The sequence below is a fragment of the Arthrobacter sp. AIWTK1 genome, assembly GCF_056680535.1.
The window spans coordinates 1,032,115-1,056,465 of record NZ_CM155287.1; the positions used below are offsets into that span (position 1 = coordinate 1,032,115).

The window sequence follows — 24,351 nt, forward strand, 5'->3', positions numbered from 1 at the left end:
CACCCTACTTAATAAAGTTAGATGTTCAAACAGAATTGAATAGTAGGCTGGCTAGCGGATTCAGCCCCGGGTGCTCTTGTCGGATTTCGTGCCGGCGCCTGAAAGGAAGCTTGATGAAGGAATCGGACCGTAAAGCGCTCATTAGTCTCCCGGTGGTTGTGGTCATTGGAGCGTTGGTTGCCGTGGCCGGCAGCCAGGCCGGCGCAACACTTGGCGGTTTCCCCCTGTTCGCCCTCGGAGTCGGGGCTGCGTTCCTCATCCAGTGGGTGGCGTTCATCCCTGCCTTCAAGGGGCAGACAGAGAAGTTCTACGACCTCACCGGCGCCCTGACGTACATCTCCATCACCCTCCTCCTGGTCCTGCTCACCCCGGGCGTGGATGCGCGGGGGCTTCTGCTCGCGGCAATGGTGGTGGCGTGGGCCGCGCGGCTGGGAAGCTTCCTGTTCCGCCGAGTCAGCAGGCACGGCAAGGACGATCGCTTCGATGAGATCAAGCCCTCGTTCCTCCGGTTCCTGAACGCCTGGACCATTCAGGGGCTCTGGGTGGTCCTCACGGCAGCAGCTGCCTGGATTGCCATGACGAGCGCCACCCGTGTGGCACTCGACTGGTGGGCCCTCGCGGGCTTTGTGGTGTGGGCGGCCGGCTTCGGCATCGAGATAGTGGCGGACAACCAGAAGGGCCGGTTCAAGGCGGACCCTGCCAATGAGGGCAAGTTCATCTCCACCGGGTTGTGGTCGAAATCCCGCCACCCCAATTATTTCGGCGAGATCGTGCTCTGGATCGGCGTGCTCCTCATCGCCATACCGGTGCTGGAAGGCTGGCAGTGGGTGGCCTTGCTCTCTCCGGTGTTCGTGGCGCTGCTGCTCATCAAAGCCAGCGGCATACCGCTCCTGGAGAAGAAGGCCGATTCGAAATGGGGCGGCCAGGCCGATTACGAGGCGTACAAGAAGAACACCCCGGTCCTGATCCCCAAGATTTAGAACGAGAAGCGGTAAAAAAGACGGCGCCGCGCATCCGCTTTGGTATCTGCTACCAAACTTAGTACCCATAATTTGTCGTTGTCTCCATAGTGGCACGGACTTCCGCTTCGTACGCTGAACCACAACGTATGCACAAAGGGGAAAGGCCGTCATTGAAAATCAGCGAGGCCAGGCAGCTCGTCCAGGTCAAAGCCCCCGTACTGTCCCGACGACGCCGAGTGCTGGCCAACGCTTTTAATGTGGAGGAGTACCGGAAAGCGGCACGCAGGGTCCTGCCGGCCGGGATTTTCGATTACCTCGACGGCGGTTCCGAGGACGAGGTGACGCTCCGACGGAACCGTGCCGTCTTCGATTCCTGGGCGCTGATGCCCAGCTGGGGCCCGGTCTCGGGACCGGACACCAGCACCACGCTGCTGGGAAAGAGCAGTGCCCTCCCGCTCACCCTGACGCCCACCGGGGCAACCCGCCTGTTTCATCCCGACGGCGAACTGGCCGTCGCCGCTGCCGCAGACCGGGCAGGCATCCCCTACGGGCTGGCCGGGCTGAGCACCGTGTCCATGGAAGCCATTGCGGAGAGCCACCCGTCCCTCGACCGCTGGTTCAACTTCGGGCTCACCTCCGACGCTAAAGCGCTGAAGGACAAACTGGCGCGCTGCGAAGCTGCCGGATTCACCACCCTGATTGTCGGCGTCGACACCCGCGCCCTGGGTGCCAGGGAACGGGACCTCCACAACGGCTTCACCGCGCCGCCGGCGCTGACACTCTCAACCATCGCGGACATCGCCCGGCGGCCGTCCTGGTGGATCAACTTCCTGACGGCGGACGGCATCAGCTTTCCCAACTTGGATCCGCGCAGCGCAGCGGCCACCTCCGTGGTCACCCCGTCCATGTGGCAGCACATCCTGGGCCACTCGGATGCCACCAGCGGGTGGAAGGAACTGGAGGCCCTGCGCCAGGCGTGGCACGGCAAGATCGTGCTCAAGGGCTGCGTCAACCCGGCCGACGTCGACAAGGCAGCCCGGATCGGCCTGGACGCCGTCCAGCTCAGCAACCACGGCGGACGCCAGCTCGACCACATGCTCAGCCCCATGGACGTCCTGCAGGAATCGCGGCAGCGCGTGGGCGATGCGATCGAGATCTATGTGGACTCGGGCATCCGCCGGGGGAGCGACGTCCTCAAGGCGCTCGCGCTGGGCGCGGATGCCTGCTCCATCGGCCGGGCCTACCTGTACGGGCTGGTGGCGGCGGGCTCGCCGGGTGTCGGGCGGATCATCGAGATCTTCTCGGACGAACTCCGGCGTACCATGACGTTAGTAGGCGTTTCCAGCATTTCCGAGGTGAAAGATCGGGGCGGGGAAATTCTCCGGGACATCCGTCATTCCGGGGAAATCCTTGAAACAACAGCGTCAGGCACCAAGCACTAAACGAGTTCCGAACAAGTACACAGTGCACTTCTCCCGCAGCGTAGCGGGAGCCACCACCATCCCTGAACAGCTAAGGAAGCCATGCGCACCCGATACCTGATCCCCGTCCTCACCATCGCCACGGCGCTCACGCTCTCCGGCTGCGTCGACAACAGCGCACCACCCGCCACCGGCGGCGCTTCCGGCAGCGCCGAGGCCATCGACGTGAAAAAGAATGATTCCGTTGCCGCGATGCTGCCGGAGAAGATCAAGAACGCCGGCGTGCTGAACGTGGGCATGGCCAACAACTACCCGCCCAACGAGTTCAAGGATGACAACGGCGCCCCGGCAGGCTGGTCCGTGGACCTCACCAACGCCCTGGGCAAGGTGATGGGCCTGAAGGTCAACTTCGACATCGGCACGTTCGACAACATCCTTCCCGCCGTGCGCGCGGGCAAGGATGACATGGGCATGTCCTCCTTCACGGACACGCTGGAACGCGAAAAGCAGGTGGACTTCGTGAACTACTACTCCGCCGGCATCCAGTGGGCGGCCCCCAAGGGCAAGACCGTGGACCCCAACAACGCCTGCGGGCTGAAGGTGGCCGTGCAGGCAACCACGTATGAGGACACCCACGAGGTGCCCGCCAAGTCGAAGGCCTGCACCGATGCCGGCAAGCCCGCCATCACCATCTTCAAGTACGACGCGCAGGACCAGGCCACCAATGCCCTGGTGGTGGGACAGGTGGACGCCATGAGTGCCGATTCGCCCGTGACCCTCTACGCGATCTCCAAGACCAAGGACAAGCTGCAGACCGCCGGCGACGCCTTCGAAGTGGCGCCGTACGGCATCCCCGTGGCCAAGGGCAGCGAATTTACGCCGGCCCTCCAGAAGGCGCTCCAGACGCTGATCGACGACGGCACCTACACCAAGATCCTGTCCAAGTGGGGAGTGGAAGCCGGCGGAGTCAAGACGGCGGAGCTCAACGTGGCAGCCAAGGGGTGATACAGCATGAGCGAGCCGGAATCCGGCCGGATGATTGAGGCGGACCCCGGCAGGAACGGGGACCCCGGCAGGACGCCGGAACCGGGCATGAAGGACTCCGCCAGGAAGCAGCGGGCCGGCAGGGCAGTGGACGACGACGGCGCGCCGCCGGAAGCGATCGTGGCCATCCCGCTGCGCCACCCCTGGCGGAACGTGGTGGCAGTGCTCCTCATCCTCGGGCTGGCGGTCTTTGTGCTGGATGCCGCCCAGCGCCCGGACTACGGCTGGGCGGACGTGGGCAAATACATCTTCGACCGCCGGATCAGCCAGGCCGCGTGGGTGACGTTGTGGCTGACCATCTACGCGATGATCGGCGCGATCGTGATCGGCCTGCTGCTGGCCATCATGCGGCTTTCGCCCAACCCTGTGCTGAAGAGCATCGCCTGGCTGTACATCTGGATTTTCCGCGGCACCCCGGTGTACGTGCAGCTGGTTTTCTGGGGCATCGTGGCGCTCATCTATCCGGTGTTCACGCTGGGCATCCCGTTCATGGACCCGTGGGTCACCATCCCGAATGAGGTGTTCACCAACCTCTTCATCACCGCGGTGATCGGCCTGGCCCTCAACGAGGCCGCCTACATGTCCGAGATTGTGCGGGCCGGCCTGCTGTCAGTGGACGAGGGGCAGGCGGAGGCGTCGACGGCGCTGGCCATGTCCTGGGGTCAGACGATGCGGTTTGTGGTGGTCCCGCAGGCGATGAAGATCATCATTCCGCCCACCGGCAACGAGGTGATCTCGATGCTCAAGACCACCTCGCTGGTGGCGGCGATTCCATTGAGCGTTGACCTCTACGGCGTGTCCCGGGGTATCTCCGCGGTGACGTTCACGCCGGTGCCGCTGCTGATTGTGGCGTCCCTCTGGTACCTGCTCTTCACCTCGGTGCTGATGGTGGGCCAGCACTTCATTGAAAAGCGGTTCTCGCGCGGAACCGGACGGGCCAAGACGGGCAAGGAAGGCACGACGGCGGAACCGACGGCGGCTCCCGGCGGACCGGGCGGTCCCGGCGCCCCGGGCGTTCCCGGCGGACCGCTGGGCAATGACTTTGGAGGAAAAGGATGACGGACGCGCCGATGGTGCTCGCGGAGAAGGTCTCCAAGAATTTCGGCACCAATAAGGTGCTGCGCGGAATCAACCTCCAGGTCAACCCGGGGGAGGTTCTCTGCATGGTGGGGCCCAGCGGTTCGGGCAAATCCACGTTCCTGCGCTGCATCAACCACCTGGAACGGGTCGACGGCGGCCGGCTGTCGGTGGACGGCCAACTGGTGGGCTACCGCCAGAAGGGGGACAAGCTCTACGAACTGAAACTCAAGGAAGCAGCCTTCCAGCGCCAGGAAATCGGGATGGTGTTCCAGCGGTTCAACCTGTTTCCGCACCTGACCGCGGTGGAGAACATCACCTTGGCCCCCATGCGGGTGAAGGGGATCTCAAAGGCCAAAGCCACCGCCCGGGCCATGGAACTGCTGGAGCGCGTGGGCCTGGGGGACAAGGGGGATGCGTATCCGGCGCACCTGTCCGGCGGGCAGCAGCAGCGCGTGGCCATCGCCCGCGCACTGGCCATGGACCCGAAGCTGATGTTGTTCGACGAGCCCACCAGTGCCCTGGACCCGGAACTCGTGGGCGAGGTGCTGGACGTCATGAAAGAGCTGGCCAAGAGCGGCATGACCATGATCGTGGTGACGCACGAGATGGGCTTTGCCCGCGAGGTGGCGGACACCCTGGTGTTCATGGATGAAGGCGTGGTGGTGGAGGCCGGGCCGCCCCGGCAGGTCCTCAGCGATCCGCAGCACGAGAGGACCAAGGCGTTCCTTTCGAAGGTCCTCTGACGCCTGCCCGCCAGGGACGCCTGCTCAGGCTTCGGTCAGCTGCCCTGCCACCGGCGTCACCCGGATCCGGGCGATGCGGAGCCTGTCCATGGCGAGCACCGTCAGCACGTGGCCCGGCACCTCCACCCGGTCCCCGACGACGGGCAGGCGGCCCAGCCGGGAGATGACGAAACCGGCCACTGTCTCGTAGCGGCCCTCCGGCAGTGAGATGCCGGTGGCAGCCGCAAACTCCTGCAGGATCAGGCCGCCGTCCACGTCGATGGATCCGTTGGCCACGGTGACGCGGTCCTCGTGGTCGGCCCCGGTGTCGTACTCGTCGTAGATTTCGCCCACCAGCTCCTCCACCAGGTCTTCCAGCGTGACGATGCCGTCCGTGCCGCCGTATTCGTCCACTACCAGCGCTATGTGGTGGCCCAGCCGGCGCATCCGGGACAGCGTCGGCAGCACGCGGTTGGTTCCCGGCAGCGGGAGGAGCTCGCGGACGATGTCCTTCACTATTCCCTGGTCCTGCTGTTCGTCCCGGGGCATCAGGTCGCGGATGTGGACGAAGCCCAGGACGTCATCCGGGGTCCTGCCGATCACGGGGAACCGCGAGTACGGGCCGTCCCGCACCATGTTGCGGGCGTCGGCGATGGTCATGGTGCCGTCGATGAATGTCACCTCGGTGCGGGGGCGCATGACCTCCTGCAGGGTGCGGTCGCCTGCGCCGAACACGTCGGTCAGGATGTGCCGGCTGCTTTCTTCCAGCAGGTCGCTCTCCGCCACCATGTCCCAGAGCTCCTCGGAGCTGATGCCCTCCCGTTTGGCGTGCGGGTCACCGCCAAAGAGCCTGACCACGGCGTCGGTGGAAACGGACAGCAGCCAGATGACGGGCCGCATGATTTCGGACAGGACCACCAGCGGCGGGGCCAGGACCTTGGTGAAGCCCACGGCGCTCTGCATGGCCAGTCTTTTGGGCACCAGCTCGCCCAGCACCAGGGACAGGTAGGCCACCAGCAGGGTCATGCCGATAAAGGCCACCGGCTCGGCTGCGGCGCCGAGCCCCGCGCCTTTCAGGATGGGTTCGATATCGGGTGAAATGGTGGACGCGCCGTAGGCGGCCGAGAAGAAGCCGGAGAGCGTCACGCCGATCTGCACGGTGGAGAGGAAGCGGTTGGGGTTGCGGGCCAGCGCGGCGGCGCGGGCCCCGCGTTTGCCCGACTTTTCGATCCGGCGCACCTGGCTTTCCCGGAGGGACACCAGCGCCATTTCGGTGCCGGCAAAGACGCCTCCCAGCAGCACAAAGAAGAGAACCAAGGCGAAGTTGACCAACGTGCCGCTGTCCATGACCTGACACTACCGAATGCGGCCACCAACCGGTCACGTCGCCAGCGTCAGCAGCTTCCCGTCCGTCACGGCCTGGCGGGACAGCGTTTTGTAGCCCGCCTGCTCGAACAGCACCGTGATCGTGTCCTCTTCATGCCGCATCACCAGGCCCGGCCCCCATTCCTTGTGCCGGACGGCGGCCTGGAGCGGGAAAGGGTCACCGCCCGCTGCGGCCGCGGCGGCGTCGTCGTAATCCTCTTCGTAGGCGGAACCGTCGGTGCAGGTATCGCAGTTGCCGCAGGGCTCGGGGAGGTCCTCGCCGAAGTAGCCCAGCAGGAACTGGCGGCGGCAGGCGTCCGTCTCGGCGTAGCCGCGCATCATCTCGATGCGGGAACGGTCCACGCGCTGGCGTGCTTCGGCGTGTTCGACGGCGCGTTCCACCACCTTGGGCAGCTTGGCGCCCGCTTTCAGCCGGATGCCGCGCTTGCCGGTGCGGACGGCGCGGGTTTCCTGGAGCTGGTTCAGCAGTCCGGTGAGCTTGCGCGGCGAGAAACCGGTCTGCTCGGCGAGGGCCTTCTGCTTCACCGGTCCGCCGGCGGCGCGCAGTGCCTGGAGGACGGCCCGGAGCGACTCCTCGTCCGGGGTGTGGGTGCCGAAGAACGTGCGCAGGCCCAGGTCCTCGGAGCGGTAGTGCAGGACGTCGGAGGCTTGCTGGCCGTCGCGCCCGGAGCGGCCGATCTCCTGGTAGTAGCTGTCCAGCGAATCGGGGATGTCCGCGTGGATGACGAAGCGGACGTTGGGTTTGTCGATGCCCATGCCGAAGGCGGTGGTGGCCACAACGACGTCGAGCTCGTCGTCGAGGAACTGCTGGTGGACGCTGTCCCGCTCGCTCTGCTTCCGGCCTGCGTGGTACGCCTCGGCGCGCAGGCCCAGGGCGGTGAGTTCCGCAGCGTAGGCCTCGGTGTCCTTGCGGGTGGCGGCGTACAGAAGGCCGGGGCCCTTCAGCTCGGCCACCTGCCGGGTCACGGCGCGGCGCTTGTCCTTGTCCTTGTGGTGGCGGATGACTTCCAGCCGGATGTTGGGCCGGTCGAAGCCGTGCACCAGGACCAGCGGGTCCACCATGTGCAGGCGCTGCTGGATTTCCTCGCGCACCGGCGGAGAGGCGGTGGCGGTGAGGCCGACGACGGGCGGGTTGCCCAGCTGCGCGCGGACCTCGCCGAGGCGCAGGTAGTCGGGGCGGAAGTCGTGGCCCCAGGAGGAGACGCAGTGGGCTTCGTCCACCACGAACAGCGGGACGTCCAGGGCCGCGAGCCGTTCCACGGTCTCGGTCTTGGCGAGCTGTTCCGGGGCGAGGAAGACAAACACGGCGTCGCCGTTCTCGGCGGCTTCCCAGGCGGCGTTGTTTTCGGCGTCGCTGTGGCCGGAGTTGATGGCGACGCCGGCCTGCCCGCCGAGGGTTTCCAGCAGGCCGTCCAGCTGGTCCTCCTGCAGGGCGATCAGCGGGGAAACTACGACGGCGGGACCGCGGGTTGCGCTGTTTCGGTGCAGCTGGAGCGCGGCCACCTGGTAGATGGCGGACTTGCCGTAGCCGGTGGGCATCACGGCGAGGACGTCCCGGCCGGCGATGAGGGCGCGCATTCCGGCGAGCTGGCCGGCGCGGAGATGAGGGAGTCCGAAGGTGCCGGCCGCGAGCTGGCGGATGCCGGCGTCGGACGCTGGCTCATTCCCTGCGCGGTTACTAAGTGTTTGGTCAACAGTCACGGTGTGCTCCCGGACGACGGTGCAGTGGCCGGGTGTCTTCAGCCGTGCCTCCAGCCTAGCGTTCCGGACGCCGATCCGGCTGGGGTTGCAACACACAATTTCGCCGTCGCTGAATTGTCGCCATAAGGGCCTCAGCTTCGGGGTCCGCTCCGTTGGAGGCACTACTGCGTCGTTGACAATGGCGGCACCCGGTGGAAGCGTGCATGGCATGTCCCCCAAAGAGAATGCCACCGCCCCGGGCCGCCTCACCATCAAGCTGGAAACCGCCTCGTTGGCGGTCAGGCTGCTCGGGTTGGGATCCGGAACGCAGCAGTGGCAGTTCGTCGCCAGGGTCAACGGGCAACCGGTTTTCACCAGTGCCACGTTCGCGGCCCCCTACAGTTGGGGCGGCCTCCCCATGGGCAAGACGATATCGCCGCAGGAGGAGTGGGCCCCCGGGATGACGCAGGCGCTCGATGAACTCAAGCGTGAGATCCAGGACGACGGATGGGTCGAGGTCGCCCGGGGTCAACAGTCGTGGGACGTCGGGTACCAAAAGGCCTGATCGCTGCGGGCGGAGGCTGGGGTCCAGTTCGCTATTGGAGCGTTTAAGGCGCATGCTGCAATAGGATCGGCCGTGATAGTGACGCTGAAAACGTCTCCGTATCCTGGCGGGCCTCAGGTAGCACCGAGGCCACGTGAACGCCGGTCCGGGCTCCTTTGGAGCCGTCAAGCAGCCGGCGGTTTCGATGGGCGGGCCACCACGCTGCAATGTCCCGAAGGACGATGGCAGTGGACGCAGCTCGCTTCCCGGGCCCGCGGCCGGATAGTGACGTGATCCCTGAGGCAAAGACGCCCCGAAGTTCAACGTTCCGGGCGTTGGAAGCGTTTTTTTACGCGAGCCCGGCTGCTATGCGAGCCCGGCTGCGATTTCCCCTTAAGCTGCGATTTCCCCTTAAAAGGGAAAGCCCCTCGGAAGGGGCCTTCGACGAATAGGACAGTTGTGCTTGGTGTTGGTCTGTGTTGATGTACTCCTCCTCCCCAGACGCTGTGTGCGCCTATGCCGGTTTCAGTGTTAACAGACATTAATAGTTTCTCGGCGGCCCGTCCAGCGACACGCCATTTCCGGCCGGAATTGCACCACAGGCCACTTTCCACCGAAGCCGCCTCCACAGGGTCCACAGATTTCCAGGTCGCAGCGATTGACGGCGCGCGGTCCTCCTCGGGCCGGCCCGGGTCGCGGCAAGCGCGTCGGCCAGCCGGCCGGCCCCTCCTGCACGCATGCCGTCCGTGAGGGGCACGGTGCCGGCTTCGCTGGTGCAGTTCAGCAGCGCTGCGGTGACCTCGGCGATCAGGGCCGGGAATCGGCTGGACCGGTAGCCGCCATGGGTGGGGTCTTCTGAGTGCCTCAGCGCGCCGGTGACGAGCACGGCGGCCTGCGTCCTGCGTTCCATACCGAGCTTCATCAGCACGGACGAGACCAGATTCTTCACGGTCTTTTCCGCCAGGGACATCTCCTGGCTGATCTGGCGGTTGCTCAGCCCTCTCCCCAGACCGATGGCGGCATTCATTTCCTGCCTGGACAGACTCAGGAGGCTCCGATCCGGGCGGTCCGGCCTGAGCCAGGGGAAGGGGGACAAAAGCGCTGGCTGGAACCGGCGGCTGTATGCGGTGTGCCCGTCCAGGGCCCGGCGGATCAGCCGGAGCTGCTCCGGGTTGTCATCCTGCTGCGACAAGCACCCCCAGGCGCCGGACAGGATGGAATCAATCAGCACCGTTTCGTCGATCTCCTCAGTCATCAACACGCACCGGATCGACGGATCTGTTGCGGCGACGGCCCGGCACACGCCAGCACCGGAACCGTCGGGAAGATCATCGTCAAGTATGACCAGATCCGGGCGCAGGGCGGGGATCCGCCGTACCGCCTCACACGCGGACCCTGACTCACCAACGACAGTGCACCCATTCGACTCCAACAGGTGGCGCAGGCCCCGCCTCACAACCTCCTGGCCGTTGAGGATGTATATGCTCTGCCTGGCCAAGGTGTACTTCGGCCGGGGTTCCTGGGCAGCCATCATTTCCGGTCCGTTCCTTCGCCTTGGAGACCGAAAAGGCGCTGCTACTATCCCTGACGCCGACCCCACGACTGCGAAGACGAACCCCACCGGATCCCCATCCGGTGCCCGGACGTTCATGCATGCACGCCCGGACCCCCACCCTAGACCTAATAGCCTCCAGCCGACAGTGCCCTAAGCCCCGGATCCGCATACACGCCGTAGGCCGTGCCCCCCCCCCCCCCCCCCCCCCCCCCCCCGCGAAGCATGGACGTGGGGAAGACCGCCTGTCGCCTGCTCAGGGCCGCGGGTTCAGACGGCGGGCTGGCGCCTGCCGCTGAAGGCAATTCTGAGGGCCGCGGGTTCAGGCGGCTCCGCCGGCTGACCACCACGCGGCCTGCCAGCACAGCCCCGGCCAGGGTGCCGACGGCCATGATGGAGCCCAGCAGGCCGAACTCGCCCGGTCCGACGTGGAATTCGGTGCTTGCCGCGGCTTGAGGTGACAGCCGGCACCAGCTCGGAGGTGCGGATCCGGAACGGGGAGAAGAGGACGGCGGCGAAGCTGGCGGCGTTGAGCAGGGCAACGTAGGCGTGCCAGAGCTGGGCGGTGCCGGTGACCACCAGCAGTCCGATGGCCAGGCCGGTGAGGCCCCATGGCCAGCTGGGTCCAGAGCAGAATGACGCGTTTACGGTACCGGTCGGCCAGGACGCCGCCGTAGGGGCCGAACAACAGCATGGGCAGGAACTGCAGGCCGGTGGTGATGCACACTGCGCCCCCTGAGTGGTTGGTGAGGACTGTCAGCACCAGCCAGTCCTGCGCCACCCGCTGCATCCAGGTCCCGATGTTGAAGACCAATGCGCCGCCGGCCCAGATCCGGTAGTTGCGGTTTTCCAGGGCGCGGAACATGGCACTCATTTGCCGCTCATTTCCTGCATGATGTGGGCGGCGCGGCTGAGGATGGTGCGGTCTTCCTCGCTGAGTCCGGCCACGCGCTGGACTCGACGGCGGTATCCTCTGCACCAATGGCAATTATTACGCCGGAAACTTTGAAACGGCCGGGCCAGATCAAGACCAGATCAAGACTGGCCCAGTATTGGCCCAAGATTCGTCAACCTCAACGATTTATCCATTTCAGGGAAATACCCTCATAAAGACGATTTTGCACGGGTAAAACAGATGCCCGGCAACGTTGCGGGCCCGGTTTTCGGGCCTTCATTCAATGGGGAAAAATGTCCGACTTTCAAACGCTTCTGGGTCCCGCGCCTTCCGATCCGGCGGCAAAACCGCCTCGCCAACCACGTGCTTCCACGTTCGTTGTTGGCGGCTCCACCGCACTTTTCATGCTTATGGGGGCGTTGAGCAGCGGACTCGGGGGAGCGCTGATCTTCCTGGCCATCTCGCTTGCCCTGACCGGTCTCTACGTCCTCCTGACGGGCCGCCGCTCCTGGGCGTGGCTTCCAGCCCGGCGGAAGGCAGGGGCAACCGCCCTTGCCGTTTCGTTTGCCCTGTTTATCGGCGGCGGACTGACGGTCCCGCCTCCGGCGTCTGCCGATCTCAAGGCGGCCTCCGCGGACAGCACGGCCAGCGCCGAGTCAGCGATGGCGGGCGCCGCCACGTCGGCCAGCCCGACGCCGTCGTCCACTCCAACCGCCCAGGAGACGGGCGAACCCCTGGATCCTGACAGTCCTTATGTCCTGGCGCAGGGCGTCAGCGCAACGGCTCCGAAGTCCCAGCCCGCCTTTGCCACCAAGGCGATCGACCTGCTGGCCACCCTTCCGATCAAGGGCCGCGCACCGAAGACCGGGTATGACCGCGCCCTGTTCGGGCAGGCGTGGGCGGACGTTGACCGGAACGGCTGCGACACCCGGAACGACATCCTCAAACGCGACCTGACGGGCATCACCTACACGAACAGCGTCCCCTGCAAGGTGCAGTCCGGAACGCTGGCGGATCCCTACACGGGCACCAGCATCAGCTTCCTGCGGGGGAGTGCGACCAGCAGCAAGGTCCAGGTCGACCATGTTGTGGCCCTCAGCGATGCCTGGCAGAAGGGCGCGCAGCAGCTGACCACGGAACAGCGGACGGCCTTCGCCAATGATCCGCTGAACCTGCAGGCCACCGACGGTCCCACCAACATCAAAAAGGGCGACGGCGACGCCGCCACCTGGCTGCCGCCGAACAAGGGCTTCCGGTGCGAATACGTCGCCCGGCAGATTTCCGTGAAGGCAACGTACAGCCTGTGGGTCACCCAGGCGGAGCACGACGCGATGGCACGGATCCTGGCCGACTGCTCGGGCCAGCTGGCGCCGACGAATGAACAGGCGCCCGCCGCTGCGGCGCCTGAGCCGGCTCCGGCACCCGCCGTTGCTGAGCCTGCGCCTTTTGTGGCAGTCCCTGCCCCGGCAGCGCCCGCTCCCGCTGTGGTTGCGCCGGCTCCCGCTCCTGTTGCTCCGGCTCCTGTCGTCCAGGCTCCCGCTCCCGTTGCGCCCGCCCCTGCTGCCGCGTACTACGCCAACTGTGCGGCGGCGAAAGCCGCAGGTGCCGCTCCCATTTACGCGGGGCAGGCAGGCTACCGGGCCGCCCTGGACCGCGATTCTGACGGCGTGGCCTGCGAAAGCTAGCCAAACCCAATCACTCCACAGTTCCAAACTTTCCTAGGGGGAAAAATGAAGAAGATGTTGACACTGGCAGTGCTAACCGGCCTCATGCTGACCGGATGCGGCGGCAAGCAGGCGGCAACCTCTGCGACCGCTGTCGCAGAGGTTGCAGACGCTGTCACGGTTCCCAGCGTGATGGGCCTGACCCTGGATAAAGCCACGGATCAGCTGGAAAACCTCGGACTCAAGGTCAAGGCGGACGACACCGTCGACGGCAAAATGATCATGTCCAAGAAGAACTGGCAGGTGACGTCCCAGGACCCCGCGGAGGGTGCGAAGGTGGCGAAGGACTCCACCGTGCACCTCGGCGTCAAGAACCTTGAGAAGGAGGCGGCGGACAAGGCCGCCGCGGATAAGGCAGCTGCCGAGAAGGCGGCGGCAGCAAAGGCTGCTGCGGACAAGGTTGCGGCTGACAAAGCAGCGGCCGACAAGGCGACAGCTGACAAGGCGACAGCAGACAAGGCTGCAGCCGATGCGGCTGCGGCTGCCGCGAAGTTGGCAGCCGAGCAAGCTGCGGCTCAAAAGGCAGCCCCGCAGGTGCCGGTAGCTCCCGCGGCGCCCGTAGCTCCCGCTGCCCCGGCAGTCCAGGCGCCGGCCGCCGCCTACTACGCCAACTGCACCGCAGTAAAAGCCGCAGGAGCCGCGCCGCTGTATGCGGGGCAGCCGGGCTACAGCACCAGCCTTGACCGCGACCGAGACGGAGTGGCCTGCGAGAAATAGTCGCCGCTTCCCGCAGCAGCCGTTCTGCCGTGGATGCCTTCTTTCGCTGGAAGGTACCCGCGGCAGACGGCTTTAAGGACAGAGGTTCTCTTAATCCCCCGGACCCAGCCCTAGCCTTTACGCTAGCTTGCGTCCGGATTCGCACGCCTCACATGCCGGTGGTGCAACTCGTAGCTGTCGAACACATCGGCGGACGTGGTTCCAACGTGGCCGAATTTGCCGCGCAGGACGTCCGCGAGCCCGTCCAGTGCCGCGTGGAGCATCCGCCCGGCGAACTGGAGTTCAGCGCTTTCGCTCTGCTGGGCCTGGGATGCCAGCTCCTGAGCGTAGGCCACCGTGGCGGGCAGGGAGCCGCGCTGCTCAATTTCACGGAAGTAGTAGGTCTCATGGAACGCGAGCAGGTCGATGCTCACCGACGCCACGTTTCCGGCAATCGACTCCAAGAGCCCGGCAGCGTGGCCGGGGTCCAGCGCCAGGACACCCGCCGGGCCTGCAGCCTCCCTGAACAGGGTCAGCTGGTGGGCAAGCGCGCGGCGGCGGTTCAGGGCCGGGAACGTCTGCAGAATCCAGGTGACCGTTGCTGTCAGCAGCCCGAAGCCGGTGACGGCCTGGAGGGCAACAACCAGCCGGAGCACCGGATGAGCTGCCACGATGTCGCCAAACCCCACGGTGGAAAGCGTGACCAGGGAAATATAGAGGGCTTCGGCAAAGTCGGCCCGTAGCGGAACCCCGGCTCCGTAGATAAATCCGTCCGTCAGATGGGGCAGGTAGAGCAGCGCCCAGCCGATGGCCGCCAGACCCGCCCAGGCGCCTATGACGGCGGCCATCGCCAGGGGCGCTGCAATAAAGGAGCCCCGGCCCCGCAGTTTCCTGGACACCAGCCAGAATCCGCGCATGATCGCCCGGCCCAGGGGACCGGAACCGTGCGGGTACAGGAGGGTACGAAAGACGTCGACCAGCATCAGCAGAACCAGCCCGGCACCCAAAACCGTCCAGAGCGTGTCCTCGAAGTCCATGCCTCATCTTAGAAGCGGTTCGACATAGAGTCGTGTGCATGTTTGAACTTGTTGTCCCGGACGCATCCTTCTACCCGTCGTTTGCCGAGTCCCACTGCGAGTGGGGCGGCGCCCATCAGGACGGTGCCGGGCTGCTGCCGGACGATGACGTCACCACCGCGGAGGGGTTCGCTGCCTGGGTCCGAAGGCTGGCGGGTGCTGAACGGGTCGCCGAATCGGGCGGCATTGTTCCCTGCACCTATCGCTGGATCACGGAGGGCCCGCGGTACGTGGGAGCGATTGCCTTCCGCCACTACCTCACCCCGGCCCTCCTGAACTCAGGCGGCCACATCGGATACGGCGTCCGGCCGTCCGATCGCGGGCGAGGGGCGGCGTCCTGGGCGCTCCGTGAAATGTGTGCCCGTGTGGCAGCGCAGGGCGAGCCTGATCGCGTTCTTCTGACCTGCGATGACACCAATGCAGCGTCGGCCAGGACCATCGAGCGCTGCGGAGGCCTGCTCGAGGATGTGAGGATGGGCGGGAACGGACGGAATTTCCGGCGCTACTGGATCGACGTGGCGCGCATTTAAGCCAGACGGGCGTGGTGCGTTTCCAGCTAAAGCATCCGCGCCAGGGAACGCCCCACGGTCCGGCCGGTGAAGAGGCAGCCGCCCAGGAACGTGCCTTCCAGTGCGTTGTAGCCGTGGGCCCCGCCGCCGAACCCCGCTGCCTCACCCGCAGCGTAGAGGCCGGGGATGCGCGCGCCGTCCTGCGAAAACGCCTGGCCGCTGAGGTCCGTCTGGATGCCGCCCAGGGTCTTGCGGGTAACAACATGGAGCCGCACGGCAATCAACGGGCCGGCCGCCGGGTCCAGGATCCGGTGCGGTTTGACCGTGCGGAACAGGCGGTCGCCCAGGAAGCGGCGGCTGTTGTGGATGCCCAGGATCTGCGTGTCCTTGGAGTAGGGGTTGCGGATCTCGGCGTCCCGTTCCTCGATCTGCCGGCGCAGCCCGGAGTAGTCCAGCAGCGGCTCCGAAGTGAGGCCGTTCATGCCGCGGACCAGATCCGCCAGGTTGTCCGCCACCACAAAGTCAGCGCCGTGCTTCTTGAACGCTTCGATGGGGGCCGCGGCGCCGCTGCCCAGACGGGACCGGAGCAACAGCTTCAGGTCCCGGTTGGTGATGTCCGGGTTCTGCTCGGAGCCGGAGAGGGCGAACTCCTTTTCGATGATCCGCTGGTTCAGGATGAACCAGGAGTGGCTGTACTGCTGGATGTCCGGGGTGGTCCGCAGCAGCCGCAGGGTTCCCAGGGTGTCGTAGCCGGGCAGCCCGGGGGAGGGAAGCCGCCGGCCCAGCGCGTCGAACCACAGCGACGACGGCCCCGGCAGGATCCGGATGGCATGGTCCGGCCAGACGGGGGTCCAGTTCTGGATGCCCTCGGTGTAGTGCCACATGCGGTCACGGTTCACCAGCCTGACGCCTGCTTGGTCGGCGATGTTCAGCATCCGCCCGTCCACGTGCCGGGGCACCCCGGTAATCATCTTCGCGGGCGGCGTCCCCAGCCGTTGGGGCCACCACCGGCGCACCTGCCCGTGATCGGCGCCGATGCCGCCGCTCGCAATCACCACGGCCTGCGCACGCAGCTCAAACTCGCCAATAGCGTCCCGGTTCGAGGCAACGCCGCGCGGCGAAGCGTCCGGTGCCAGCACGGTACCGCGCACCCCGGTGACCGTGCCGCCGTCGAACGTTAACCCGTCCACCCGGTGCCGGAAGTGGAACTTGACGCTGCCCGCGGAAGCGGCCGCCCGGGCCTTGTCTGCGAAAGGTTCGGAGACGCCGGTGCCCGTTCCCCATGGGACGTGGAAGCGGGGGACCGAGTTGCCGTGGCCGCCGGCCCTGCCGTCGCCGCGTTCGGCCCAGCCCACCAGCGGCGTGAACTTGATGCCGTGCTCCTTCAGCCAGGAGCGTTTCTCGCCGGCGGCGAACTCGACGTACGCGCGGCCCCACTGCTGCGCCCACTCGTCCTCCGGAAGTGGGCCGTCCAGCCGGTCCCACTGGGCCGAGCCCTGCCAGTCCTGCCAGGCCAGCTCGAAGGAATCCTTCACGCCCAGGCGCCGCTGCATGGGGGTGTCCACCAGGAACAGCCCGCCGAGGGACCAGAAGGCCTGGCCGCCCAGGTTGGCGGCGTTCTCCTGGTCCAGGATCGCCACGCGCTTGCCGGCCCTGACCAGCTCGTTGCTGGCCACCAGCCCGGCCAGTCCGCCGCCGATGATGATGACGTCCGCGTCCATCAGATAACCGCCCTGGTTGAAGGTAAGTGAGAGTTCAGCATCAACCTACCGGACCGTTCGTCGTAAAGTCCCTACCGCTTGGCGCGCCAATAGTACGTTTGCTGATGATTTGGGCACATGATTGCTGGAGGCAACCGGCCGTGGGGGGTCTTTAGCCTCTGGATCGATCTGACATCGACGTCTTCGACACGCAAGGGAAGCAAACATGGGCTGGCTTGACCGTGACCGCACCATCGCCCCGCCGGGATTCAACCGCTGGCTGGTACCGCCCGCGGCGCTCGCCGTCCACCTCTGCATCGGCCAGGCCTATGCCACCAGCGTCTACAAGACGGCGCTGGTCAAGCATTTCGGGGCCAGCCTGACGGAGATCGGCGTGATCTTCTCCATCGCCATCGTGATGCTGGGGCTCTCGGCCGCGGTCATGGGCACCTGGGTGGACAGGAACGGCCCCCGCAAGGCGATGTTCACCTCGGCCATGTTCTGGGCCAGCGGGTTCCTGATCGGCTCGCTCGGCATCTTCACCCACCAGCTCTGGCTCGTGTACGTCGGCTACGGCGTAGTGGGCGGAATCGGCCTGGGCATCGGCTACATCTCGCCCGTGTCCACCCTGATCAAGTGGTTCCCGGACCGGCCGGGCCTGGCCACCGGCATGGCCATCATGGGCTTCGGCGGCGGCGCGTTGATCGCCAGCCCCGTCTCCACCGCGCTGCTCAAGCTGTACGATCCCAACTCCGGCGCCAAGGGCTGGGTGGCCACCGGCGATTCGGTCGGCAAGCTCTTCCTGACCCTCGCCATCGTCTATCTCGCCTACATGCTCTTCGGCGCCTTCACCATCCGGGTCCCGGCCGACGGCTGGCGGCCGGCGGGATTCGACCCCGCCAAGGTGAAGGCCGCCAAGCTGGTCACCACCGAGAACGTATCTGCCAGGAACGCCATCAAGACCCGGCAGTTCTGGCTGGTGTGGGTGGCGCTGTTCTGCAACGTCACCGCGGGCATCGGCATCCTGGAGCAGGCGGCGCCCATGATCCAGGACTTCTTCCGACAGTCCGACGGCGTGTCCCTGGTCAGTGCCGGCGTCGCCGCCGGCTTTGTGGGGCTGCTTTCCATCGGCAACATGGCAGGGCGCTTCGCCTGGTCCGCCACCTCGGACCTCACCGGCCGCAAGCGCATCTACATGGTGTACCTGGGCGTGGGGGCGGTGCTCTACACGGTGCTGGCGCTGGCCGGCTCCAGCACCACCGTGCTGTATGTGGCGCTGGCGTTCTTCATCATTTCGTTCTACGGCGGAGGTTTTGCCACGGCGCCGGCCTACCTGCGGGACCTCTTCGGCACCTTCCAAGTGGGCGCCATCCACGGCCGGCTGCTGACCGCCTGGTCCGCCGCCGGGGTGGCCGGGCCGCTGATTGTCAACGCGTTCCTGGATGCGCAGGGCAAGCCCGGACAGCTGAACGCGGCGTCCTACCAGCCGGCGCTGCTGACCATGGTGGCGCTGCTGGTGGTGGGCTTCGCCGCCAACCTGCTGGTCAAACCGGTGGACGCACGGTTCCACGAACCCCGCTCCGACCGCCGTCGGCCCGAACCTGCCTTGGAGGCTTGAGATGAACACCCAAAACACCGGCGGCGCGCAGGCGCCCGTCAAAGCTGTCACCGGCATGCTGGTCCTGGCGTGGGCGCTGGTGGGGATTCCGCTGCTCTTCGGAGTTTTCGTCACGCTGACCGGCGTCGCGGCGCTGTTCGGGTGAGGGATTAGGGAACCCTCGGGGCGTTGTTTCCGGAATGACGTCAAGGGGGAGCGTTGTGGGCAGTGGATCACCGCCGAATGGAAGGGCCCTGCCGCGCTGGGCCGTAACCGCCGTCGTCGTTTATCTCTCGGTGACGTTCGCCGTTGTGGTGGCTGCGCTGCTTAGCAGAGTCCTTGCGCTGGGCCTGGATCCCGGGTTCAAAGAGGGCCTGCTGCTGGCCATGGTGGTTCTGACACTGCCCGTTTCGTTTGCGTATTTCATCGTCGGGACTTTTGGCTCCGGGAGTGGATTGGGCCTGACTACGGTCCTCTACTACGCCGGATACCTTCTCCTTGCGCTGGTCAACGCGGGGGTGTTCCGATGGATTGTCCTCAGCGTCCGCAGGCACACACCGGTCCCCGCTCCCGGAACGCCCGGCCCCTCGCCTCAGTACCCGAAGGCGAAATTGCGCGGGATAACCCCGGACGTCACAAAGCTCTGGTGGGCGGTGCCGCTGGCAGTTTTGCTGAGCCTGCCGCAGTGGATGGTGGCGGGTTTTGCCTGGTGCGGGGTCAGCGGGTGCAGCGGCGGAGGCTTCGGGGTGGCCACCGGGAGCGAGTGGATCGCGGTCATCCTGAGCGCGGTCAACGGCGTCATCCTGGCAGTGGCTGTGTTCGCAGTGCGCTGGCTGTATCCCACAGGGAAGCGTGCCCTCATTGCCCTGGCGGCCGGAACGCTCTTTGGCCTGCTGGGCGCCGCAGTCACCCACGGGTAGCCGGCCTCGGCTGAACCGCTGCCGGCTCAGGGATTAGTACCGATCTGCACGGAATCCTATGCGAAATCGGTATCGCTGTGAGTTGGATTGAACCGCGTTCGCTATGCAATCCTGAATGGGCTGCGTCACAACTGACGCGCCGTAAAGCCACTCTCATCTCACGCTCGATAGGTGAACCATGTCCACAGTCCATACCGGCCTGTGGGGCAGCAGCATCATGATGACCATGCTGCAGGCATCATGGCGGCAACGGGCCTCAGCATCCTGCTGACGTCGGTGTTCCCGAAAGCGGACATGCTGGCATTCGGCTGGCGCTATGCCTTCGGTGCTGACGGACGACGACGAGAGCGTGGCGTCGGTCCGCTAACAGGTGGGCAGCACTCATCTTGGTAACGCGCCGCCGTCGGCGTAAAACGGGGTGCCGGTGTCGCCGTCGGCGAAATGCACTTGCTGTGAAAGCGCCGTGTGCCCGGCGTTCACAAACACTTCGACGATGCTCCTATAGTCGTCAAACCACCGCCAAGGTCTGCCATGGATCCCGGGGTAAAGAAACCGCCTTGACCCAGGTTCCGGTCTGGAGGGTGGTCATGTAGAGCTGAGAGTCCTTGATGTCAGAATTTGGCACCGTTTCAGACCCAGATGAAGGGTCCAGCGCCTTTGCGCTGGACCCTTCATCTGCAAATGTTTGTTGCACTACAGCGGATCGGTGTCTCCGGTCTTTTTCCGGATAACAAGCTCGCTCTGATCGGCCTCGGCTATTGAGTCGCGGATTGCATTTTTCACTGCGCGATATATAACGCCATAAAGGCAGTACAGAAATATTGCAGTGAAAATTATAACCAAGAACGTCAGTAGGGTTTGATCCACTATTAAAGTGCTCCATATATTGGTTGTGATGACTTCCTCAGCACGTCGCCTTGGTTTGAGTAACCAACGCTAAGTGCGCCGAAACCTGCCGAGACAGACACTACACTGCCGCCACGGTTGGCCTCATAAGCGAAGGCGATACCAACTTGAGCCGGACCACCAACTGTGCAATTCGCCGCGTTCAGAGTCGACGTTACGTACCCATTATCTGTCAAATTCGCGAATCCAGAGGTTCCGTCGTGGATGTTCCAGATTGGCGCCTTTGATGAAACACCTGCATCTCTGAGGGTGGCGCGGTTGGTGACGGAACCATCCCACATGCCGGTGTTGGCCGCCAGATTTCCATGCCTGACGCAGTCGGGGTAGCTGAACTGAAGTGACGCGATGTCTTCCGGAGCCGCTTGGCCCACGAAGTCGTCCCTCCAGTCCCACTGGCCATAGACCTTCAGTTGGCGACTGCCTTGCGCCAGCGGCACGTATGTGACGTAGACATCGAAGGCATCTGAAGGAAAGGCGGCCAGAGTCAATCCCGAGTGCTTGCCGTCCAGGACCGCTTGCGCGTGCTCCGAGGTCACTTCTCCTTCGCCGTTGATGGAGACGCGCGTCCCCTGTCCCGTGAGCCTCTTCGAGAGACGATCAAGCCCCACAATGTCCCGAGGTTTCTTTGCTACGTACTGGTCGAGTTGTGCCTCGATTTCGGCGTTAGAAAGCGTCCTTTTTTCGTCTGCACTAGCGGGTTGAGCTGCAAGTCCCGCAAGAAGAGCGGCGCATGCGACTGTAGCCAACTTTTTACTTAGTTTCCCCAATTTTTCCCCCATATAAAAATACTTGAACACTACAAGGCTAAATGCTATGTGCGGCAGGGTGCAAGCTGAATCGACCATTGGAATTCAAGGATTATTAGTCGCAGATAGAAAGCGGGATAAAGAAAAATCAATGATCCTATCCGGAAGTGTTGCAAAATTGCCAGTCAAAGCTAGCTGAGCCACTCGGTGTTCTTCCCGTTCATGCAGGTTCCCCTACTGTTGGGGAGGGTGGGGGACCAAGGATTGATGACGAGGAACGGCTGGGTGGTGGTGCCCAACGCCAAGATCTATTGGGAGGCCACCGGGGAACCAGATGGAATCCCAGTGCTCTGGCTTCACGGGGGTCCGGGCAGTTCTCTGGGTCGGCGTGGTTACCGCAAACGCCACGACCCTAGCCGATTCCTAATTATCGGTTTGGACCAACGCGGTTGCGGCAATAGCACTCCCATCGTTCAAGACGACCTGGACCATCTCTCGGAGAACACGACCCCAGCCTTGATCGAAGACATCGAGGCCGTAAGGCAGCATCTGGGCATACAGAAGCGGATCGTCACGGCGGATCTTGGGGCAGCACACTTGCACTCGCCTATGCGTTGCAGCATCCCAGCAGGGTCCTCGGTATTGCACTGGTCGCAGTAACGACAAGTAGCCGTGAAGAGATCCAGTGGATAACAGAAGATGTTGGACACATCTTTCCCGAAGCGTGGGCTGACTTTGCAGAGGCGGCCGGCGCGGAACCAGGAGAACGCGTGATCGATGCCTACGCGCGCCGGCTTGCAGGCCAGGATCGCCAAGACGCCCGCCGTGCTGCCCTGTCCTGGGATCGGTGGGAGTCCACGCACGTTTCGCTGGACCCAAGCCGGCTTCCTGGCCCGATGTTTGAAGACGAGCAAGAACGCATGACGTTCTCAGTCCTCGTGACGCACTACTGGGCCAACGACGGATTCCTCGTCGAAGGACAAGCGATCATTCCTCGAATTCACGAACTCAACGGCATCCCCGCTTACCTCATCCATGGCCGGCGGGATGTCAGCGGACCTGTCGTTACCGCATGCCGTCTGCACCGGGGCTGGGATTCAAGCCGGCTCATCGTCATTGAGGACGAAGGTCACGGAGGTCCGTCCTCCATGGCTGCTCTCACACAGGCGGTCCAGGACATCGCTGCGTTGCTCTGAGGTCCTCTCGTTCTGGGTTCCCAGCTAGCCACCGGCGGTAGTCGGCGGCCAAGGCGTCGTTGCGGAGGAGGCCGCGTTCCAGGAGGGAAATTTTGGAGGGCCATTGGCCGAGCTCTCGTGCGACCCTAGCAATCGTGCAGCCGAGCGCGATGCGCGTTTGGCGTAGATCTGAATTGTCTGGAGTCGCTTGCGGGTTGGTGAGCTGGCGGTAGATTTCCCGTGCTGCGTAGCGTTTGAGGCAGCGCATGATGTCCCCGTTTGCTCTTGCCCTCTGCGGGGCGTTTGGTCACGTAGTCCTTGGTCCGTTGGCATGAGGCCATGCGGACCAGAACTACCGAATGCAAAGCGTGGTTGGCATTGCGGTCTGCCGGTCAAGCGTTTAATCAAAATGAGCCTGCCGCCATCCCGGAGCGACGCGGGCTGCCCCCGAAAGGAACAAAAAATGTTTGCTAAAACGCTTGATCAATCTGCCCAAGGACGCTAAGTTCATGGTGATCAAACGCTTTAGCAGAATGGACATCAGCGCAGATGAAACGCTCAGTCTTCTTCCAGCCCACCGATGGATGGGTTGGTGACCTCATCCCCTTCGAGAAGGACGGAGAGTTCTGGCTCTTCTACCTCCACGAAGTACGCTCGGACCCGAAACCCGGCACGTCATGGAACCTCGTCACCACCAAGGACCTCACGCAGTTCGAGGACCACGGCGTTGCCCTGCAACACGGCACCGAGGACGATCTGGACTTCAATGCCTACACGGGCAGCGTCGTCGTCGATGAAACCGGCATCCACCACCTGTTCTACACAGGGCAAAACCCGCGCAACCTGGGAGCGGACGGGGCGCCCCTTCAGCTGGTCATGCACGCCACGAGCACCGACGGAATGCAGACCTGGACCAAACATCCCGAACTCACCTTCGGCGCACCCGACGGCTTCGAGTCCGGGGACTGGCGGGATCCCTTCGTGTTCCGGGATGAAAGCAACGGCCGGTGGAAAATGCTGCTGGCGGCCCGGCACTCCACCGGACCGGAACGGCGCCGCGGCGTCATCGCCCAGTGCGTCTCCACCGACCTGATGAATTGGGAGTATGCCGAGCCGTTCTGGGATCCACGCCGCTACATCACGCACGAATGCCCGGACGTCTTCGTCTGGGGCGACTGGTGGTACATGGTCTACTCCGAGTTCTCCGAATCCTTTACCACCCGGTACCGCATGGCCAAGAGCCCCGACGGGCCCTGGACCGTCCCGGATCTGGACAGCATCGACGGCCGGGCTTTCTACGCCTCAAAGTCTGCCGAACGGGACGGCCGCCGCTTCTTCTTCGGGTGGATCGCCAGCAAGGAGGGCAACACCGACGACGGCCCCTGGCAGTGGGCCGGCACCATGTCCGTTCTGGAAGCCCGCCAAAACCCGGACGGGTCGCTCGCCTTCGGCTTCGCCGACGAACTCGTGGACAGCTTCTGGGACGACGTCGCCGTTTCACTGACAGGCGGGCTGCCTATACGGCTGGACGCGCCAGACGGCTACACCGCCGTCATCTCCGACGAAGAACTGCCCAGCCAGTTCTATGCCAAGGCTGTGCTGGACATCGGCCCCGGCACCACCGAATGCGGGATGCTGCTGCGCGCCAGCCAGGATGGGGACCACTCGTACATTCTGCGGCTGGAACCGAAACGCGGCCGGCTCGTCTTCGACCGCTGGCCCCGGGCCATCACCGGCGACGCCCAATGGCACGTGTCCGGAGACATTCCGTTCGACATCGAACTGGAACGCCCCTGCAGCCTCGCCCCCGGCCCACACACCCTGGAGGTGATCGTCGACGGCGACCTGTGCGTCGCCGTCGTCGACCGTCAGGTGGCCCTCAGCACCCGGATCTACGACCTGCCCGCCGGACGGATCGGCCTTTTCGCCGGCGAAGGATCCGCCACCGTCACCGAACTTGAGATCCGTAAGCGCACCGACAACTGAACATCCCACTCCAACCTCTGTTCCAATCAA

Annotated in this window: 22 protein-coding genes and 1 pseudogene; 15 read left to right on the plus strand and 8 right to left on the minus strand. The window is 64.8% G+C overall.

What is annotated here, in order from left to right:
• Positions 1-113: 113 nt before the first annotated feature.
• The 5 genes from AC1MDG_RS04875 to AC1MDG_RS04895 all read left to right on the plus strand — a co-directional run bounded on the left by AC1MDG_RS04875 (position 114) and on the right by AC1MDG_RS04895 (position 5,250).
• Positions 114-980, plus strand: coding sequence for a DUF1295 domain-containing protein (locus AC1MDG_RS04875; protein ID WP_479807899.1), 867 nt, complete (start codon positions 114-116; stop codon positions 978-980).
• 152 nt (positions 981-1,132) lie between these two features.
• Positions 1,133-2,404 (plus strand): alpha-hydroxy acid oxidase, encoded by a 1,272-nt coding sequence (locus AC1MDG_RS04880; protein ID WP_479807900.1) that lies wholly within the window; start codon positions 1,133-1,135, stop codon positions 2,402-2,404.
• Between the two features lie 81 nt (positions 2,405-2,485).
• Complete coding sequence (locus AC1MDG_RS04885) at positions 2,486-3,388, plus strand: ABC transporter substrate-binding protein (RefSeq protein WP_479807901.1); 903 nt, start codon at positions 2,486-2,488, stop codon at positions 3,386-3,388.
• A gap of 6 nt (positions 3,389-3,394) precedes the next feature.
• Positions 3,395-4,486, plus strand: a complete 1,092-nt coding sequence (locus AC1MDG_RS04890) for an amino acid ABC transporter permease (RefSeq protein WP_479807902.1) — start codon at positions 3,395-3,397, stop codon at positions 4,484-4,486.
• Positions 4,483-5,250 carry an amino acid ABC transporter ATP-binding protein gene (locus AC1MDG_RS04895; protein ID WP_479807903.1) on the plus strand — a complete coding sequence of 256 codons (768 nt, stop codon included), beginning with the start codon at positions 4,483-4,485 and terminating at the stop codon, positions 5,248-5,250. Before AC1MDG_RS04890 ends, AC1MDG_RS04895 begins: the two co-directional genes overlap by 4 nt.
• A 24-nt stretch (positions 5,251-5,274) precedes the next feature.
• On the opposite strand, the gene AC1MDG_RS04900 is transcribed toward AC1MDG_RS04895, so the two are convergent.
• The gene (locus tag AC1MDG_RS04900; protein WP_479807904.1) at positions 5,275-6,576 is read right to left on the minus strand and encodes a hemolysin family protein; all 1,302 of its coding nucleotides are present in this window, start codon (positions 6,574-6,576) and stop codon (positions 5,275-5,277) included.
• A 33-nt stretch (positions 6,577-6,609) separates the two neighbouring features.
• Positions 6,610-8,316 carry a RecQ family ATP-dependent DNA helicase gene (locus AC1MDG_RS04905; protein ID WP_479807905.1) on the minus strand — a complete coding sequence of 569 codons (1,707 nt, stop codon included), beginning with the start codon at positions 8,314-8,316 and terminating at the stop codon, positions 6,610-6,612.
• A 208-nt stretch (positions 8,317-8,524) separates the two neighbouring features.
• On the opposite strand from AC1MDG_RS04905, the gene AC1MDG_RS04910 reads away from it, so the two are divergent.
• Positions 8,525-8,860: a hypothetical protein gene (locus AC1MDG_RS04910; protein ID WP_479807906.1), complete on the plus strand. Its 336-nt coding sequence runs from the start codon at positions 8,525-8,527 to the stop codon at positions 8,858-8,860.
• Positions 8,861-9,380: 520 nt separating this feature from the next.
• Here the strand turns inward: AC1MDG_RS04910 and AC1MDG_RS04915 are convergent.
• The gene (locus tag AC1MDG_RS04915; protein WP_479807907.1) at positions 9,381-10,490 is read right to left on the minus strand and encodes a response regulator; all 1,110 of its coding nucleotides are present in this window, start codon (positions 10,488-10,490) and stop codon (positions 9,381-9,383) included.
• A gap of 251 nt (positions 10,491-10,741) precedes the next feature.
• Positions 10,742-11,265 (minus strand): annotated as a pseudogene (locus AC1MDG_RS04920) (MFS transporter); the annotation flags it as partial.
• Between the two features lie 314 nt (positions 11,266-11,579).
• On the opposite strand from AC1MDG_RS04920, the gene AC1MDG_RS04925 reads away from it, so the two are divergent.
• The gene (locus AC1MDG_RS04925; RefSeq protein WP_479807908.1) at positions 11,580-12,971 is read left to right on the plus strand and encodes a GmrSD restriction endonuclease domain-containing protein; all 1,392 of its coding nucleotides are present in this window, start codon (positions 11,580-11,582) and stop codon (positions 12,969-12,971) included.
• Between the two features lie 45 nt (positions 12,972-13,016).
• Positions 13,017-13,727, plus strand: a complete 711-nt coding sequence (locus tag AC1MDG_RS04930; RefSeq protein ID WP_479807909.1) for an excalibur calcium-binding domain-containing protein — start codon at positions 13,017-13,019, stop codon at positions 13,725-13,727.
• Positions 13,728-13,849: 122 nt separating this feature from the next.
• Here the strand turns inward: AC1MDG_RS04930 and AC1MDG_RS04935 are convergent, their stop codons facing one another.
• Complete coding sequence (locus AC1MDG_RS04935; RefSeq protein ID WP_479807910.1) at positions 13,850-14,743, minus strand: potassium channel family protein; 894 nt, start codon at positions 14,741-14,743, stop codon at positions 13,850-13,852.
• Positions 14,744-14,781: 38 nt separating this feature from the next.
• On the opposite strand from AC1MDG_RS04935, the gene AC1MDG_RS04940 reads away from it, so the two are divergent.
• Positions 14,782-15,312 (plus strand): GNAT family N-acetyltransferase, encoded by a 531-nt coding sequence (locus AC1MDG_RS04940; protein ID WP_479807911.1) that lies wholly within the window; start codon positions 14,782-14,784, stop codon positions 15,310-15,312.
• A 26-nt stretch (positions 15,313-15,338) separates the two neighbouring features.
• Here AC1MDG_RS04940 and AC1MDG_RS04945 read toward each other — a convergent pair whose 3' ends face one another.
• Positions 15,339-17,012, minus strand: coding sequence for an FAD-binding dehydrogenase (locus AC1MDG_RS04945; RefSeq protein WP_479807912.1), 1,674 nt, complete (start codon positions 17,010-17,012; stop codon positions 15,339-15,341).
• Between the two features lie 205 nt (positions 17,013-17,217).
• Here AC1MDG_RS04945 and AC1MDG_RS04950 point away from each other — a divergent pair, with 205 nt between their 5' ends.
• From AC1MDG_RS04950 to AC1MDG_RS04960, 3 genes are read left to right on the plus strand one after another with little or no spacing between them, the layout of a single operon-like run.
• A complete protein-coding gene (locus tag AC1MDG_RS04950; RefSeq protein WP_479807913.1) occupies positions 17,218-18,609 on the plus strand; it encodes an OFA family MFS transporter in 1,392 nt (463 codons plus the stop codon).
• A gap of 1 nt (position 18,610) precedes the next feature.
• Positions 18,611-18,754 carry an MFS transporter small subunit gene (locus AC1MDG_RS04955; protein WP_479807914.1) on the plus strand — a complete coding sequence of 48 codons (144 nt, stop codon included), beginning with the start codon at positions 18,611-18,613 and terminating at the stop codon, positions 18,752-18,754.
• Positions 18,755-18,809: 55 nt separating this feature from the next.
• On the plus strand, positions 18,810-19,508 hold the full coding sequence (locus tag AC1MDG_RS04960) for a hypothetical protein (protein WP_479807915.1): 699 nt from the start codon (positions 18,810-18,812) through the stop codon (positions 19,506-19,508).
• A 381-nt stretch (positions 19,509-19,889) separates the two neighbouring features.
• Here the strand turns inward: AC1MDG_RS04960 and AC1MDG_RS04965 are convergent, their stop codons facing one another.
• Both AC1MDG_RS04965 and AC1MDG_RS04970 read right to left on the minus strand, forming a co-directional pair.
• Positions 19,890-19,994 carry a hypothetical protein gene (locus AC1MDG_RS04965; protein WP_479807916.1) on the minus strand — a complete coding sequence of 35 codons (105 nt, stop codon included), beginning with the start codon at positions 19,992-19,994 and terminating at the stop codon, positions 19,890-19,892.
• A 383-nt stretch (positions 19,995-20,377) separates the two neighbouring features.
• On the minus strand, positions 20,378-21,259 hold the full coding sequence (locus AC1MDG_RS04970; protein WP_479807917.1) for a hypothetical protein: 882 nt from the start codon (positions 21,257-21,259) through the stop codon (positions 20,378-20,380).
• A gap of 168 nt (positions 21,260-21,427) precedes the next feature.
• Here AC1MDG_RS04970 and AC1MDG_RS04975 point away from each other — a divergent pair, with 168 nt between their 5' ends.
• From AC1MDG_RS04975 to AC1MDG_RS04985, 3 genes are all read left to right on the plus strand, one after another.
• Positions 21,428-21,820 (plus strand): alpha/beta fold hydrolase, encoded by a 393-nt coding sequence (locus tag AC1MDG_RS04975; protein ID WP_479807918.1) that lies wholly within the window; start codon positions 21,428-21,430, stop codon positions 21,818-21,820.
• Positions 21,775-22,356: an alpha/beta hydrolase family protein gene (locus AC1MDG_RS04980; protein ID WP_479807919.1), complete on the plus strand. Its 582-nt coding sequence runs from the start codon at positions 21,775-21,777 to the stop codon at positions 22,354-22,356. The genes AC1MDG_RS04975 and AC1MDG_RS04980 overlap by 46 nt, the downstream gene beginning before the upstream one ends.
• A 528-nt stretch (positions 22,357-22,884) precedes the next feature.
• Entirely contained in the window at positions 22,885-24,321 is a 1,437-nt protein-coding gene (locus tag AC1MDG_RS04985; RefSeq protein ID WP_479807920.1) for a glycoside hydrolase, read from the plus strand.
• Positions 24,322-24,351: the final 30 nt, after the last annotated feature.

Excerpts from the sequence above, each read along its gene's own strand:
- AC1MDG_RS04895 (WP_479807903.1), top strand. The coding sequence starts at position 4,483 with ATGACGGACGCGCCGATGGTGCTCGCGGAGAAGGTCTCCAAGAATTTC.
- AC1MDG_RS04885 (WP_479807901.1), top strand. The coding sequence starts at position 2,486 with ATGCGCACCCGATACCTGATCCCCGTCCTCACCATCGCCACGGCGCTC.
- AC1MDG_RS04925 (WP_479807908.1), top strand. The coding sequence starts at position 11,580 with ATGTCCGACTTTCAAACGCTTCTGGGTCCCGCGCCTTCCGATCCGGCG.
- AC1MDG_RS04890 (WP_479807902.1), top strand. The coding sequence starts at position 3,395 with ATGAGCGAGCCGGAATCCGGCCGGATGATTGAGGCGGACCCCGGCAGG.
- AC1MDG_RS04970 (WP_479807917.1), bottom strand. The coding sequence starts at position 21,259 with ATGGTCGATTCAGCTTGCACCCTGCCGCACATAGCATTTAGCCTTGTA.
- AC1MDG_RS04930 (WP_479807909.1), top strand. The coding sequence starts at position 13,017 with ATGAAGAAGATGTTGACACTGGCAGTGCTAACCGGCCTCATGCTGACC.
- AC1MDG_RS04985 (WP_479807920.1), top strand. The coding sequence starts at position 22,885 with ATGAAACGCTCAGTCTTCTTCCAGCCCACCGATGGATGGGTTGGTGAC.
- AC1MDG_RS04915 (WP_479807907.1), bottom strand. The coding sequence starts at position 10,490 with ATGAACGTCCGGGCACCGGATGGGGATCCGGTGGGGTTCGTCTTCGCA.
- AC1MDG_RS04935 (WP_479807910.1), bottom strand. The coding sequence starts at position 14,743 with ATGGACTTCGAGGACACGCTCTGGACGGTTTTGGGTGCCGGGCTGGTT.
- AC1MDG_RS04950 (WP_479807913.1), top strand. The coding sequence starts at position 17,218 with ATGGGCTGGCTTGACCGTGACCGCACCATCGCCCCGCCGGGATTCAAC.
- AC1MDG_RS04975 (WP_479807918.1), top strand. The coding sequence starts at position 21,428 with ATGACGAGGAACGGCTGGGTGGTGGTGCCCAACGCCAAGATCTATTGG.
- AC1MDG_RS04945 (WP_479807912.1), bottom strand. The coding sequence starts at position 17,012 with ATGGACGCGGACGTCATCATCATCGGCGGCGGACTGGCCGGGCTGGTG.
- AC1MDG_RS04900 (WP_479807904.1), bottom strand. The coding sequence starts at position 6,576 with ATGGACAGCGGCACGTTGGTCAACTTCGCCTTGGTTCTCTTCTTTGTG.
- AC1MDG_RS04955 (WP_479807914.1), top strand. The coding sequence starts at position 18,611 with ATGAACACCCAAAACACCGGCGGCGCGCAGGCGCCCGTCAAAGCTGTC.
- AC1MDG_RS04875 (WP_479807899.1), top strand. The coding sequence starts at position 114 with ATGAAGGAATCGGACCGTAAAGCGCTCATTAGTCTCCCGGTGGTTGTG.
- AC1MDG_RS04910 (WP_479807906.1), top strand. The coding sequence starts at position 8,525 with ATGTCCCCCAAAGAGAATGCCACCGCCCCGGGCCGCCTCACCATCAAG.
- AC1MDG_RS04940 (WP_479807911.1), top strand. The coding sequence starts at position 14,782 with ATGTTTGAACTTGTTGTCCCGGACGCATCCTTCTACCCGTCGTTTGCC.